The organism is Paracoccus amoyensis (assembly GCF_014490725.1).
In the GTDB taxonomy this organism is placed as follows: Bacteria; Pseudomonadota; Alphaproteobacteria; order Rhodobacterales; family Rhodobacteraceae; genus Paracoccus; species Paracoccus amoyensis.
The window spans coordinates 695746-707069 of the sequence record NZ_JACOQL010000002.1 but is presented as its reverse complement, the minus strand read 5'-3'; the positions used below and the strand labels follow the sequence as shown (position 1 = coordinate 707069).

Sequence of the window (11324 nt, the reverse complement as noted above, 5' to 3'; positions counted from 1 at the left end):
GTCTTTCTTCTTCCGGATCAGAGGGTCTTTCCGGATTGATGGTCTTGAACGCGGGCCTGTCCGGCTTTCCACGATTGCCAGGCGACAAAGGCTCCGGCGGCCAGAATCACCGCGCCTGCAGCCAGCCCGTGCTGTTCGAACAGACGCTGGATGATATCGGCCTGCCCGGTGACATCGTCGATCATCGTCGCCAGACCGCCGCCGGAGAGGATCGCGCCGACAGCGATGTTGTTGCGCGACGCCTTGGCAATCCGGCTGCCGGCCGTGGCCAGATCGCCCAGCGAGGCAAAGGAGCGCCCCAGCGGCAACTGGCGTGGCCGGGCCGCAGCCAGCGCCTCACGGCTCAGACTGCCGAACTTGCCATCCGTCTCCAGGTGATTGGCAGCCTGGAATGCCAGAACGGCCACTTCGGTCAGCGGGCCGAAATCGCCATCGATCTTGCCCGGGAAATAACCGAGGCGCTTCAGGGCGGCTTGCAGATCGCGGACGAGGTCGCCCTTCGATCCGAGCTTCAGCACCGCAGCCGATGACAGCAACACTTCCAGTGTGCCGAAATCACGACCCGTCAACGGAACGGTGCCTTCCGAAACCGACGGCTGGCGCAGATAACCCTCGCCATCGAGCTTCAGCACATCACGATAGATGAAGACCGGGCAAGCCCTGGCCGACACTTCGCGATGACCATGAAAGGTTACAGTTCCGCCATAGGCGTCGTCGATCTGGCCGCAGAGCGTCCTGAGCGTGACGAACTGCGCTTCGGTGAACTTGTCGATCTCCAGCCCATGCAGGCAGATCGCGATTGTGGCGGTATTGTGGCCGCCCTGTGCCGCTGGCGTCTTTTCCAGATCGCGGCCGATCTCGAGCGTGCCATCCTTGCGGATGAAGAAGTGATAGCCGATCCCGGCCCAGCCGTTTGCCTTGTGCCATGCATCGATCACCGCGGCGCTGTCATGTTCCGGCCGATCAGAAGCCGAACAATGCAGAAAAACGCGCGTGACCTTGCGGGCGGGTTTTTTGAAGACGTAATCCAAGGGGAACCTCGATCGGGAAAATGTTGATCGAGATATGGCAAATCAGTCTTTACCCCGGACGCGGACCTTGTCCGGGTTTTGCATGAATTTCAGTCAAAAAGATCGGCTTGGCGATCGTCGCCCTGATCGCCGTTTGCAAGCCGGCGCACATGGCGCATCGAAATGCGCAGCTCCTGCGCGATGGCCGCCCGATCGTAACCTGCGGCTTCCATACGATGCACATCCGCCCTGACCGACCCGGGGGATGGCCGGCGCGGAACATAGATCGATTGACCGCTCAGAAAATGACATAGCGCAATTGCATCGGTTTCACCAAGAGCCTTGATGACCGGATGGTCGGATTTCGGCCGAGCGGGAAATCGCACATCCATCCCGCCGTAATTCTGCATGAGCTTCAGGGCAACGCGTAGACCAAGCGCATCGGCAATATCGACGAGCGATGTCGGCAGGTCTTCAAACTGCGCTGCCTGACGGTCAGACATGGGTGTCTTCCGCAGTGAAGAGATCCGACTGATTGCCCCAGACATCAGCGCCTGCCCAGGCCTCGCGGCCGAAGAGTTCGCAGCGGCTCGCTTGGGGACAAAGCCGTTCCACCATCGCGCGCATCTCGATCGGCTTGCGGCTGTGCTCGCGGCGGATGGCTTCGATTGAATCGGGTATAAGATCCGTATCGATGACGAGCTCGGGGGCAATGATCACGTTGCGTTCGGAGCGCGAGTCCGGGCGCGGCCGGCCGATCTTTCCGACCAGATAAGGCTCGGTCGCGGAACGCAGCACATAGCCCGTCCCCATGGCGACATTCCAGTTCCGCGTGCGCTTCAGCCAGCTACCACCGGTGACATAGGCGAAGCCCCAGTGGCGAAGGACATCGAGGGCGACAGGAAGATGCGGCCAGGTCGACCACATGAACAGGTAGCAATCAGGCCCCGCCAGATCCGCAACTGGAAGGGCCTTGATCGCGGCGATAGGCATGGTCGGATAATGCGCTTCCGGAGACTTCTGATAGCCCTTGTCCGAGCGCATCTCATAAGGCCAGGGCGGATCGGCCAGGATCATCTGGTAGCCGAACATCCGCAGATCGCCGAAGGGCCACGGGGTCAGCATCCGCTTTTCCCCTTGGTCTTTGCCCGTGCTTCAATCTTTTTCAGCGCTTCGATGATCGGCGTCGCCTGATCGTAAGACAGCATGTCAGGATCCACAGCGACAGTCTCTTCGCCATGGGCAATGAAGCGTTTGCAGAAAGCGCGCAAGGCCTCGCGCGAGCCATTCTCGATCGCCCCCGCACGGTGGCAGGACTTCCAGAGCGCATGGATCAGACGGACGTAGGGTTTCACCGAGACCGGAAGGCGTTTGCCGCGTGACTGGACCCGAAACCCGAGACGCTTCATCTCCTCGATCACCTGGAGTTTCTGCGGCTCGGACATGACGCGCAGCGAGGCCACGCCGGTCACCCGAACCAGCATGGCGCGATAATCGTCCTCATCCAGACCGAGCTGGCTTTTGGCGATATTGATGATCGCGATGTGGTTCACGACCGCACCTCTGGTTTGGGAAGTGCCAGCCGTTTATCCAACGGTTTTGGTTTCGCACGTTGGGCGGCCTGGACTTCTGCCAAATCCGAAAGCGCATACCCGAACCGAATAGGATCGGACACTTCGATCTCGATCTTGATGATCTGCTTGTCTGAACGAGAAGAACTGCTGAACGATTTCAGACGAAGCGCGGCCTCAGGATCACCCATCAGATAAAAGGTCATTACATGTCGCCTGCTGTTTTATTGCCGCAGATAGGCTTCTTCACGGTCTTCTTCTGATTGATGGCCTGCTGTTCCATCAGCGCGATGGAAAAGGATGTGCCCATCGCCTTGTTGATCGTCGACGCCAGCAGCGGCATCCAAAGCGCGGCGGTGCGTTCATCGATGATCGTCATGTCAATTCTCCTTGGCTGCATCATCAGGACCGGACCACCACGTCCGGTCGACCCGCCTCCCGGTTGCCAGGAGCGGGTTTCGCGTCAGGCTGCGGACTTGGTCGGCTTGAAGCCCAGCGAGCTGCTGGCTGCGATGTTTATCACCGCGCCGGTGGCCGGGTTGCGGCCCTGACGGGCGGCACGGTGTTTCATCGAGAAACGCCCGAAGCCGGGCAGATTGACGGTCTTTCCGGCGTCTGTTTCCTCCCGGATCACGGAAAGGGTCGCGGTGATGATCTCTTCGACCTCCTTCTGCGATTTACCGGTCGTTTGGGCGACGGATTTGATCAGCTCGGCTTTGTTGAAGTTGCTCATAGGTTTTCCTTCGGGGTTATAGGGCCGACGCCATGTCGGCCGGTGATGTGGCCTTTGGCGGGGTCATCCCACCAAGAGCCGCATAGTGTTCGACGCGTGACAGCCACAGGGATTTGGCGGTCTGCCATTTGCAGCAGTCCTGCATTTCCATGAGCATGGTCAGGGCGCGGTCGGTGTCTTCGCGATCGCTCGGTTCGAGGATGTCTGGCATGACACCCATGAACATGATCGTCTCGGCGCAGAGCGCGATGCGGTCAGCACGGCGCAGCTGGTCGTTGTAAGACCGGTTCGGCAGATGCCAGGCCGTGGCGATGACACGATCGATCCGGGCCTTGGCAAGCGCCAGGGCATCGTCGAAATTCGGGATATTGCCGAGCACGGCAATCAGTTCGACCGCTGGCGTGGTGATATCACCGATCACGAATTCATGCGCATCATGCAGAAGCGCCCAGGGACCAAATTCGGGTGGGCACAGACGTTCCACCAGCACCGAATGCGCGGCGACAGACCAGGTCTCGAAGGTCCGACCGTTGTAGCGATTGATCTTTGCCAGCGCGTCGGCAATGAACTCGGCTGCCAGATCCTCGGGGCGCAGATCAGCCAGATCGACAGTGCCAGCCTGTGTCCAGAACGGTATCGTCATCATGCATTCGCCATATCGATGGTGATGCTCTCGCGACGGGCTTCCGGTCCCTCTTTCTTCCAGAACCGGATATAGCTCTTCGAACCGGTGACGCGCATGGCGTCCCGAACCGCCTTCATGGCCTGCTGCCAGCGCTCATCCGAGATCTCGAGACGGAGCAGCATGAAGATCTCGGACCGATTGATCTTGCCTTCCTTGTCGGTATTGAAGGCGCGGGTGACGATGGCGCGGATTTCCGGCCGCGCATCTTCCGCCCATTCATTGAGGCATTCATCGACCAGCGCCTTGGCGATCTGAAGTTCGGGTCCGAATTCGACCTGATCCTGCACGCGGACCTCGATTTCATAGAGACCGTCATGCGTTTTGTAGGAGCGGTTGCCTTTGGGTCCGCCTTTGCGAAGATCATATTCCTGTGACAGCAGGGCATCGAATTCGCCCAGATCGGCGACGGTATGCCCCTTGAACCGACTGATCTGTTCGGACAAGGCCAGGGCGAAACCGAGCACCTTGCGCACGGTTTCATCTTCCAGCATGACCTGCGGTTTGATCAGTTCGACGGGCACCAGCGAGCCCTTGGCATCCGCCATGTAGCGTTTGCCGCCAATTTCGGTCACGCCGTCAGGAAGCGGGTGGGGTATGAATTCTGACATCTTCTTCTCCTTGAAATTCACCACCCGTACAGGGCGATCTCGATAGGGGTGCCGACGGTGTCACCGTCGGCGTCATGGGTGATGACTTCGCGCAGGTTCTGGTCGCGATGTCCCAGCACGACGGGCATGTCGCCATGCGCGCCGACGATCTGCAGCAATCGCTGGATCAGATAGGTTGCCATCATCGGCTTCTGCGCCTGCATCTCGGCCGCGATCTTGTCGAAATCGATCATCTCAGCTGCGCCCCAGATCACGGACGCAGCGGGAGCACAGACCCTCGTCGCTTGCCGATGGCCGGTAGCGGCGGCGGCAGGTCGTGCATTCCGCCTCCAGCATGGCCTCGTCCTGGTTGGCGGCTTCCTTCGAATACCGTATCTTGTTGGCCCAGAGGCCGCGCAGCTTCGGCATGGCAATGCCGGTTTCGTCGGCGACTACGCTCAGCTGCTCGCCGGCTTCCAGGCGGCGATAGGCTTCCCGCAGCGGGGTTTCGTCTTCGACCGGCTTGGCAAGTTCTGGCGCAGGAGCAGGTGCTGGCGTTGCTTCCGGCTGCAGAAACCCCGGATGCTGCGAGGGATCGAAATCACCGTCCTCGATGGTGATGGCGTCGGGCTGCGGCAGCGGGATATCGAATTCGATATCTTCCAGAACCTGCTGGTGCTCTTCATCAATCGAATCGAGGAAATCCACGAAGCGTTCGGCAATCCTGCGGTTGGTCAGCACGCCGACACTTCTGGGGCGCAACTCGAACAGTTCGAAGCGGTCGTCACCAAGCTCTTTTAGCTGATAGGTCATTGCATAAATCCTTTCTGTTCACAGGATGGGCTGGGAGGCTCGGGCAGGATCGACATCAGCGCGGCAAAGGCATTTCCAGAGAAGGTGGACATCATCTGGGCAAGCACATCTTCCGGGCACTCATGTGCGCTGGCCGAGGTGGCCATCAGACAGGCTGCCGCGCGCAGCAATGCGAGCCGCTTGAACGGAGACCCGATCACCTCCGTCAGCAGAACATCCGCATGATTGAGGACGGTCGGATGGTTCATGAATTCTTCGGATGTCATTTCGTTTTCTCCCCGGCCACGTCGAGGGCGGCGCCAAGCAGGTCGAAGGTTGCGACTATGTGTTCATCGAGAACGGCCTGAAGCGCCTCTGCCGGATCGGCCTCACCCATGGCGAGCGTGACCTGAAGCATCGAGGCGGCATGCAGCAGCGCCCGGCGACCGACATCGCTGTCGACGACACCATTGATCATGGCCCAGGCGCGGGAATGGATTTCCAGCTCATCGCCAGATGTTGCGATGTCGGGGCTTTCGTCGATCTGAACTGCGGGGTCGGTCATTTCACATCTCCTGTGGTTGGGTTCAGCGGGCAGTGTAGGCACGCCCGCCAGTGGCGAAGTTTTTCGGGGTTGGATGTGGACATCGGCGCCGAGGCGTAGGCTTCGCATTCGGCCGCGCCGATGCCCTCGCGCAGATGCGGGCAAAGCACCTGATCTCGGTAAATCCTGACGATGCGGGGACCATGCTTGCGCGTCGCCAGATCGAGGCTGTTGGCCGGATAGGTGCCATTCAGCAGCATCGAGACAGACGGCCGCGCCATCTCCGTTTCGCGGGCAATCTGACTGACGCTCTTGCCCTTGGCGCGTTCGGCGCGAAGCAGCGTCACCCATTCCGGCTCCACCAGATCAAGTTTCAGTTTCGGGAGCACGGAACGTCCTCCCCGATGTTGAAATCGTGGATTGCGGCGACATTCTCGCGGACGCTGGGCGCAAGCGGCCCGGTGTCGCGGATCAGCATCCAGCGCTTGTAGCCGTTACTGGTGATCGCCGCCCCCGCCGCACGGCGCGGCAATTCCGCGACATAGCCAGCGGCTTTCAGAACCCGCAGATAACGGTAGATATTGTCCTGCGGTCGACGGTCCTGATCGGTGGCCGCGTCCGAAATCAGGTCGGGCACGGTGAAGCTCTTGCGCAACCGCATCGACCGCCAGACACGTTCCCGCAGCGTATTCCTGACATCACGGATGCGGTTGTGCCCGCCACGCGGACCGGATTTGATCACCTCGCCACGGGCCGCTGCCGCCAGACCGTCACCATTCAGCTGGTAACGGCCTGCGCCCAGCCAATGCAGATAGTCACGCCGCGACAGGCAGGCCGCCGCATCCGAGATCTGCCGCCGGGTCAGATCCAGTTGCGCCTCGATTTCCCGCACGGTCATGATCCCGCCGCCAGCAAGCAGCTGCAGCAGCGCCATGGGCGCCTTGCCGGGATGGTGGCGATCGACCATCACGCGGCCTCCGGCACGAAGATTTCCTTGCCCGTGGTGCGATCGGTCATGATCGCCTGGCGGGCCATGTCTGCCATGGTCACGCCACCCTCATCGACATCGGCGCGCAGGCCGAAGCGTTCGATATGGGCGATGGCATCAAGGATTTCGCGGTTATAGCCGCGTGAGCGCTGCCACACGAAATGCACCAGGTCATCGGCGACCGGCACCTCGCAGCGCCCATCGATCAGGGCGCGGGCGTCCTGCAGCGTGGCAGGCTTGAAGGCCACCTTGTTGGGGCCCCGGCTTTCGATCTGGGGGAAGCGGCGCAGGTTGTCGCGCAGCTTCCCCATGCCGACAAGGATGGTCGGCATGTGGCGCAGGTCGGAAATCCCGCGGATGCCCTCCATGATTTCCTTGCGGGACGAGACCAGATCGCATTCGTCGATCACCACGCCGAAGGTCTTGTCCTGAAACGCCGCGCGTTCCGCACGCTCCGACAACTCCGACAGCACTCTGGCGAAACGGTCGCGCTTACCGCGAATGCTCTTGGGGTCGACCGAGAGTTCGGACAGCAGCTCCTGGATAAACCAGTTGTAATCCCAGCCGACCTGGGCGCGCAGATAGACGCTGCCGGTCTGGGTGACCCAGCGGTTCAGCGTGGTGGTCTTGCCAAGCCCCGGCTGGCCGTCGACGACGACAAGGCATGCCTCGTCGGCGCCGCGCTCGTTCACCTTCTTCAGGGAGGCGTAGAACTCCCTGACATTGCTCGTCTCGACAAAGGTAGGTTTCATGATATGCTCTTCCTCGCTTCCGGATAGTTTCTGGTTGGGTCAGGCAACGGCCCGGAGGAGGGTTCGAAGCGCCTCCAGGTCGATGCCTGACAACTCGAACAGCTTTCTCGCCGTCGAATCCTTCATGCAGCGCCGCAACACGGCGATCTGGTTGGGGTTGAGTTCGCCGGGATGGTTCAGCGCCCATGCCGCCAGTTCCTCGTCCGAGGCGAACATGCGGCGTTTCGGTTTGACCGGCGCGATCTGGACGATTTCGGCGTCCTGGCGGAGCTCGGCGGGGACCGGTGCCGGCGCCGGATCGACTGGTGCGAGGTCGATGAAGTTTGCCACATCGGCAGCCTGATGTTCGATCAGCAACATGCCGTCGCGCTCGGCCTCAATGGCGGCGCGCTTGTCCTCGACCCGCCGCAACCGGCCCCTGGCGCGGGTCTCGATGGCCTTCTGATCATAGGACAGCGGCACATAGCGTTCCGCGTTGCCCCCGAACCGGGCCACACAGATCAGCCGCCCCGGCTGGCCGGATATGAGGTCGAATTCGCGGACCCAGACCCGGTCGGCCTGATGATAGTCATAGCCAACCATGACCTTCTCCTGATGATAAGCTTCGAGCGCCTGGTGGAAATACTGGTTGCCGTTCCACTGCACTTGGGCGCGCAGGGCGGTGCGGATTTCGTAGGGCCGGAACAGGTCATCAGCCTCATCGGCATCGACGCTGACCGGCGCAAACCCGTTGGCGGCATGGGCGGCCCAGCATTCGTTGGGGGACATATGCCGGGCCTTCCCGGTATCGGGATCGCGGAACTTGGGCAGGCTGCGATGCGGCCTGTCGTTATAGGCGGCGACGGTGGCATCGCACATGGTCACGAACTCTTCCCAGCCGGGCAGCAGGCGGCTTTCGCCGAATTCCTTCAGCTCGTTCCGGGTCAGCTTGTGGACCTTCTGCCCGGCTTCCTTGTCCATATCCTCGCCGATATAGGTCGGCAGGGTTCTTGCCAGCGGGTTCCAGACGGTCTTGTTGACGATCTCGATGCGCCCCTTGGCCTGCGATCCATAGGGTGCGGCATGCATCTTGGTGATGCCGAGACGACCCATCAGACCACCGACATCGGCGTCCATCGCTTCGTTGCGATAGCCGGGTCCCCGGTCGACGTAGAAAATCGCCGGAATGCCGTTCTGGCAGCAGGAATTCCGCAGCGCCTCGGCGACCGAACGCTGGTTCTCCGAGCGCGCCAGGGAGATGCCGACGATCTTGCGGGTCACCACATCGATCACGGTGGTGATCTCGGGTCGGATCGGCCTCTTGGTCACCGGATCCGCGATCTCGGCATCGAAGGTCTTGCCATCGGCCGAATAGATAGTGGTCGGCCACATGTCTTCCGTCGTGCGGGTGATATAGGCCAGCCGCGAGCGCAGCGTCAGTAATCCCTCGCGCCCGACATTGCGCTCGATATTGTTCAACCGTTCGCGCAGGATGTATTTCACCTGCGACAAGCTGGGCTTCTTGACGCCAGCGGTCAGCGTCTCGACATAGGCCCGCAACGCGGCCGTTGCCTCGGGCTTGGACGGCACGGAATAGAATTTCAGAAAGCCTTCGAACCAGTCCGGGACAGGTTGCTGGGCCTTCGTCGTCGACGGCGCCAGCGCCACTACACCGCCTGCATCGCGGGACTTGAACCAGTCGTAAATGGTGCTGCGCTTGATTTGGGGTGCCGATTTTCGGTCATTCGCTGACTTGAGCGTTTCGACACTGAGATGAAACCCGTCGCCGGAGGTCAGGAGCGACGGTATTGCCAGCATGGCGACCTGATCGACTGTCAGGATTTGCCCGGCATCGCGGCGGCGTTCCAGTTCCTGACGGGCATGATGGGCGGTCTGCGCCTCCAGAAACCGCGCAATGCCCCAGGACCGCGCCCTACCGGCCGACACGGCATAACCCTCGATCGAGGTCAGAACCTCGGCGCGGGCCTCCATCACCCGCCGCGCACGCGGATGCAGGGACGATGTGCGGATCGCCTCGACCAGCTGGTTGCGTTCTTCACTGCAGGCGATGTTAAAACTCTTTTGCAGCGCCGCCTTGGCTGTCCGGCCCGCAATAGTCTGTTGCATGATCGCAGGCAGGATCGAGAAATGGTATTCCATCGCCGGCCGGCCGCCCGCTTTCAGCGACGGGCGGGGGCGTGACACCCGCGCCGCAAAATCGTTCCAGCCTTCGCGCTCCGCAAGAAGCTGCACGCCGCGTTCGGTGCCGGGAAAGGTCTTCAGCCCGCGTGTCTGCGCAATCTGGGCCAGTTCGGCCGCGGTAAAGAATTCCTGTTGATTGATGACAGCAATCTCGTTCATCGTCTCGCCTTCCTGCGCGCCGCCAAGACGTGTTTGCGCGCCTGCATTTCTTCGATGTGATCGTCCAAAAGGCGTTCTTCGATCAGTTCGGCATATTCACTCTCGATGACTGTCAGCCCAAACATGCCAGGGACAAATCCCAGCAGATCCTTCACTCCCGTCGCCTCGACCAAAGCGACGAATGCGTCCAAAGGTATTCGATGTTCCTCGGACCCTTCCGATGACCATTTGTTCAGCATTGGCTCGCTGATGGGTCGGCCCAGATAGGCCGACATCATCTTGGCGACGGCAGCTCTTGACTGACCGTCGTCACGCGCGTCCCGCAGCGCCTGGCCGATCAGCCGGGCGATGCGGTTGTCCAGCCGGCCGCGTCCGGTGACCTCATCACCATATCCGACGGCAACCTTGGGCGGTTGCCATTCAAACAGGTCTTTGGTCAAAGGATCGCGGTAACGGCTGCGAGACATCAGAGACGACCCCGACGTTTCAGCGAGGCGATGACCCGCTCTTCATGCGCGGCGATCACGCTGTCGAAGGTGTCTTCATCCAGACCGGCGATGGTTTTGCTGACCGAGGCGAAGCGCTTTTCCAGCGGATCGCAGACCGTCCCACCGTCCAGATAGGCCAGCGCCTGCGCGACGTTGCCGATCTCCGGCAGATCGCGGTTCAGGATCGCGTCCAGCGCCTTGATCTGTTTGGTGGCGTTCAGCTCCGAAAGCGCCTTCAGCTCGGTCTGTTTTTCGGCAAGGGCGGTGCCCGCCAGACGGCGACGCACCGTCGGAACGAGTCCGGACCAGATCTTGACGGCGAGGCGAATAGATCGTGCGGAAAGCCCGATCTTGTCGGCGACGGCCTCGGAGAAACCGAAGATTTCGGGCGCGGACGGATCAAGTGGCAAAGTTTGCCACTTGATCGCTTCAGATTTCCGATCGCCACCATGACCAGCCTGCGGATACATCCGTTCCCAGACCTGTTTCAGCTCGGACAGGTGGTGGCACCGATCCAGCGCGATCAGCTCATTGCGGCCAAGGTTCTCCATGACCTCTTCCAGCCGCGCAGCATCATCCGATTCCGCCTGCGACAGGGTCGCGGGGATCGCCTCGCGCTCCAACAGGCGGAAGGCCTCCAGCCGGTGCATCCCGCTGACCAGATGAAAGTCCGCGCCGATCTTGCGCACGGAAATGGGGTGGAACAGCCCCTGGGTTTCGATGATCGCGGCAAGGCCTTCGGCCCATGCGGGATCGAGATCGCGTGCACGATCGGCGCCCACCTGGATCAGGGTGAGCGGAAGCTCGATAGTCTCTGACATGATTTACTGCTCG

General features: G+C 61.2%; 19 protein-coding genes and 1 other RNA gene. All 20 read right to left on the bottom strand.

The annotated features are described in order from the left end of the window. Positions 1 to 17: 17 nt before the first annotated feature. Complete coding sequence (locus H4P12_RS08390; RefSeq protein ID WP_187793184.1) at positions 18 to 1031, bottom strand: peptidoglycan recognition protein family protein; 1014 nt, start codon at positions 1029 to 1031, stop codon at positions 18 to 20. A gap of 89 nt (positions 1032 to 1120) precedes the next feature. Further along, positions 1121 to 1513 carry a hypothetical protein gene (locus H4P12_RS08385; protein WP_187793183.1) on the bottom strand — a complete coding sequence of 131 codons (393 nt, stop codon included), beginning with the start codon at positions 1511 to 1513 and terminating at the stop codon, positions 1121 to 1123. Beyond that, a complete protein-coding gene (locus tag H4P12_RS08380) occupies positions 1506 to 2135 on the bottom strand; it encodes an MT-A70 family methyltransferase (protein ID WP_187793182.1) in 630 nt (209 codons plus the stop codon). Before H4P12_RS08380 ends, H4P12_RS08385 begins: the two co-directional genes overlap by 8 nt. Beyond that, positions 2129 to 2563 (bottom strand): phage protein GemA/Gp16 family protein, encoded by a 435-nt coding sequence (locus H4P12_RS08375; protein ID WP_187793181.1) that lies wholly within the window; start codon positions 2561 to 2563, stop codon positions 2129 to 2131. Before H4P12_RS08375 ends, H4P12_RS08380 begins: the two co-directional genes overlap by 7 nt. Next, positions 2560 to 2787 (bottom strand): hypothetical protein, encoded by a 228-nt coding sequence (locus H4P12_RS08370; RefSeq protein WP_187793180.1) that lies wholly within the window; start codon positions 2785 to 2787, stop codon positions 2560 to 2562. The genes H4P12_RS08375 and H4P12_RS08370 overlap by 4 nt, the downstream gene beginning before the upstream one ends. Next, entirely contained in the window at positions 2787 to 2960 is a 174-nt protein-coding gene (locus tag H4P12_RS08365; RefSeq protein WP_187793179.1) for a hypothetical protein, read from the bottom strand. Before H4P12_RS08365 ends, H4P12_RS08370 begins: the two co-directional genes overlap by 1 nt. 9 nt (positions 2961 to 2969) lie before the next feature. Continuing rightward, positions 2970 to 3045: hammerhead ribozyme type II (locus tag H4P12_RS08360), an RNA gene on the bottom strand. Continuing rightward, positions 3045 to 3314 carry an HU family DNA-binding protein gene (locus tag H4P12_RS08355; RefSeq protein WP_187793178.1) on the bottom strand — a complete coding sequence of 90 codons (270 nt, stop codon included), beginning with the start codon at positions 3312 to 3314 and terminating at the stop codon, positions 3045 to 3047. Before H4P12_RS08355 ends, H4P12_RS08360 begins: the two co-directional genes overlap by 1 nt. A gap of 16 nt (positions 3315 to 3330) precedes the next feature. Then, positions 3331 to 3960 (bottom strand): hypothetical protein, encoded by a 630-nt coding sequence (locus H4P12_RS08350; protein ID WP_187793177.1) that lies wholly within the window; start codon positions 3958 to 3960, stop codon positions 3331 to 3333. Then, positions 3957 to 4607, bottom strand: coding sequence for a DUF3164 family protein (locus H4P12_RS08345; RefSeq protein WP_187793176.1), 651 nt, complete (start codon positions 4605 to 4607; stop codon positions 3957 to 3959). Before H4P12_RS08345 ends, H4P12_RS08350 begins: the two co-directional genes overlap by 4 nt. A 17-nt stretch (positions 4608 to 4624) precedes the next feature. After that, on the bottom strand, positions 4625 to 4840 hold the full coding sequence (locus H4P12_RS08340; RefSeq protein ID WP_187793175.1) for a hypothetical protein: 216 nt from the start codon (positions 4838 to 4840) through the stop codon (positions 4625 to 4627). 1 nt (position 4841) lies between these two features. Next, entirely contained in the window at positions 4842 to 5399 is a 558-nt protein-coding gene (locus H4P12_RS08335) for a hypothetical protein (protein WP_187793174.1), read from the bottom strand. Next, positions 5396 to 5665, bottom strand: coding sequence for a hypothetical protein (locus H4P12_RS08330; RefSeq protein ID WP_187793173.1), 270 nt, complete (start codon positions 5663 to 5665; stop codon positions 5396 to 5398). The genes H4P12_RS08335 and H4P12_RS08330 overlap by 4 nt, the downstream gene beginning before the upstream one ends. After that, positions 5662 to 5943, bottom strand: a complete 282-nt coding sequence (locus H4P12_RS08325) for a hypothetical protein (protein WP_187793172.1) — start codon at positions 5941 to 5943, stop codon at positions 5662 to 5664. The genes H4P12_RS08330 and H4P12_RS08325 overlap by 4 nt, the downstream gene beginning before the upstream one ends. Next, positions 5940 to 6311, bottom strand: a complete 372-nt coding sequence (locus H4P12_RS08320) for a hypothetical protein (protein WP_343069787.1) — start codon at positions 6309 to 6311, stop codon at positions 5940 to 5942. The genes H4P12_RS08325 and H4P12_RS08320 overlap by 4 nt, the downstream gene beginning before the upstream one ends. Further along, positions 6296 to 6889: a hypothetical protein gene (locus H4P12_RS08315; RefSeq protein WP_187793171.1), complete on the bottom strand. Its 594-nt coding sequence runs from the start codon at positions 6887 to 6889 to the stop codon at positions 6296 to 6298. Before H4P12_RS08315 ends, H4P12_RS08320 begins: the two co-directional genes overlap by 16 nt. Continuing rightward, the gene (locus H4P12_RS08310; protein WP_187793170.1) at positions 6889 to 7662 is read right to left on the bottom strand and encodes an AAA family ATPase; all 774 of its coding nucleotides are present in this window, start codon (positions 7660 to 7662) and stop codon (positions 6889 to 6891) included. The genes H4P12_RS08315 and H4P12_RS08310 overlap by 1 nt, the downstream gene beginning before the upstream one ends. A 39-nt stretch (positions 7663 to 7701) precedes the next feature. Next, positions 7702 to 10002 (bottom strand): Mu transposase C-terminal domain-containing protein, encoded by a 2301-nt coding sequence (locus H4P12_RS08305; protein WP_187793169.1) that lies wholly within the window; start codon positions 10000 to 10002, stop codon positions 7702 to 7704. Further along, positions 9999 to 10469, bottom strand: coding sequence for a hypothetical protein (locus tag H4P12_RS08300; protein WP_187793168.1), 471 nt, complete (start codon positions 10467 to 10469; stop codon positions 9999 to 10001). The genes H4P12_RS08305 and H4P12_RS08300 overlap by 4 nt, the downstream gene beginning before the upstream one ends. After that, positions 10469 to 11311 carry a ParB/RepB/Spo0J family partition protein gene (locus tag H4P12_RS08295; protein WP_187793167.1) on the bottom strand — a complete coding sequence of 281 codons (843 nt, stop codon included), beginning with the start codon at positions 11309 to 11311 and terminating at the stop codon, positions 10469 to 10471. The genes H4P12_RS08300 and H4P12_RS08295 overlap by 1 nt, the downstream gene beginning before the upstream one ends. Positions 11312 to 11324 lie beyond the last annotated feature (13 nt).

Coding starts and splice junctions, on each gene's coding strand:
- H4P12_RS08345 (WP_187793176.1), bottom strand. CDS start 4,607: ATGTCAGAATTCATACCCCACCCGCTTCCTGACGGCGTGACCGAAATT.
- H4P12_RS08380 (WP_187793182.1), bottom strand. CDS start 2,135: ATGCTGACCCCGTGGCCCTTCGGCGATCTGCGGATGTTCGGCTACCAG.
- H4P12_RS08350 (WP_187793177.1), bottom strand. CDS start 3,960: ATGATGACGATACCGTTCTGGACACAGGCTGGCACTGTCGATCTGGCT.
- H4P12_RS08340 (WP_187793175.1), bottom strand. CDS start 4,840: ATGATCGATTTCGACAAGATCGCGGCCGAGATGCAGGCGCAGAAGCCG.
- H4P12_RS08370 (WP_187793180.1), bottom strand. CDS start 2,787: ATGACCTTTTATCTGATGGGTGATCCTGAGGCCGCGCTTCGTCTGAAA.
- H4P12_RS08330 (WP_187793173.1), bottom strand. CDS start 5,665: ATGACATCCGAAGAATTCATGAACCATCCGACCGTCCTCAATCATGCG.
- H4P12_RS08365 (WP_187793179.1), bottom strand. CDS start 2,960: ATGACGATCATCGATGAACGCACCGCCGCGCTTTGGATGCCGCTGCTG.
- H4P12_RS08355 (WP_187793178.1), bottom strand. CDS start 3,314: ATGAGCAACTTCAACAAAGCCGAGCTGATCAAATCCGTCGCCCAAACG.
- H4P12_RS08305 (WP_187793169.1), bottom strand. CDS start 10,002: ATGAACGAGATTGCTGTCATCAATCAACAGGAATTCTTTACCGCGGCC.
- H4P12_RS08295 (WP_187793167.1), bottom strand. CDS start 11,311: ATGTCAGAGACTATCGAGCTTCCGCTCACCCTGATCCAGGTGGGCGCC.
- H4P12_RS08335 (WP_187793174.1), bottom strand. CDS start 5,399: ATGACCTATCAGCTAAAAGAGCTTGGTGACGACCGCTTCGAACTGTTC.
- H4P12_RS08310 (WP_187793170.1), bottom strand. CDS start 7,662: ATGAAACCTACCTTTGTCGAGACGAGCAATGTCAGGGAGTTCTACGCC.
- H4P12_RS08315 (WP_187793171.1), bottom strand. CDS start 6,889: ATGGTCGATCGCCACCATCCCGGCAAGGCGCCCATGGCGCTGCTGCAG.
- H4P12_RS08325 (WP_187793172.1), bottom strand. CDS start 5,943: ATGACCGACCCCGCAGTTCAGATCGACGAAAGCCCCGACATCGCAACA.
- H4P12_RS08385 (WP_187793183.1), bottom strand. CDS start 1,513: ATGTCTGACCGTCAGGCAGCGCAGTTTGAAGACCTGCCGACATCGCTC.
- H4P12_RS08300 (WP_187793168.1), bottom strand. CDS start 10,469: ATGTCTCGCAGCCGTTACCGCGATCCTTTGACCAAAGACCTGTTTGAA.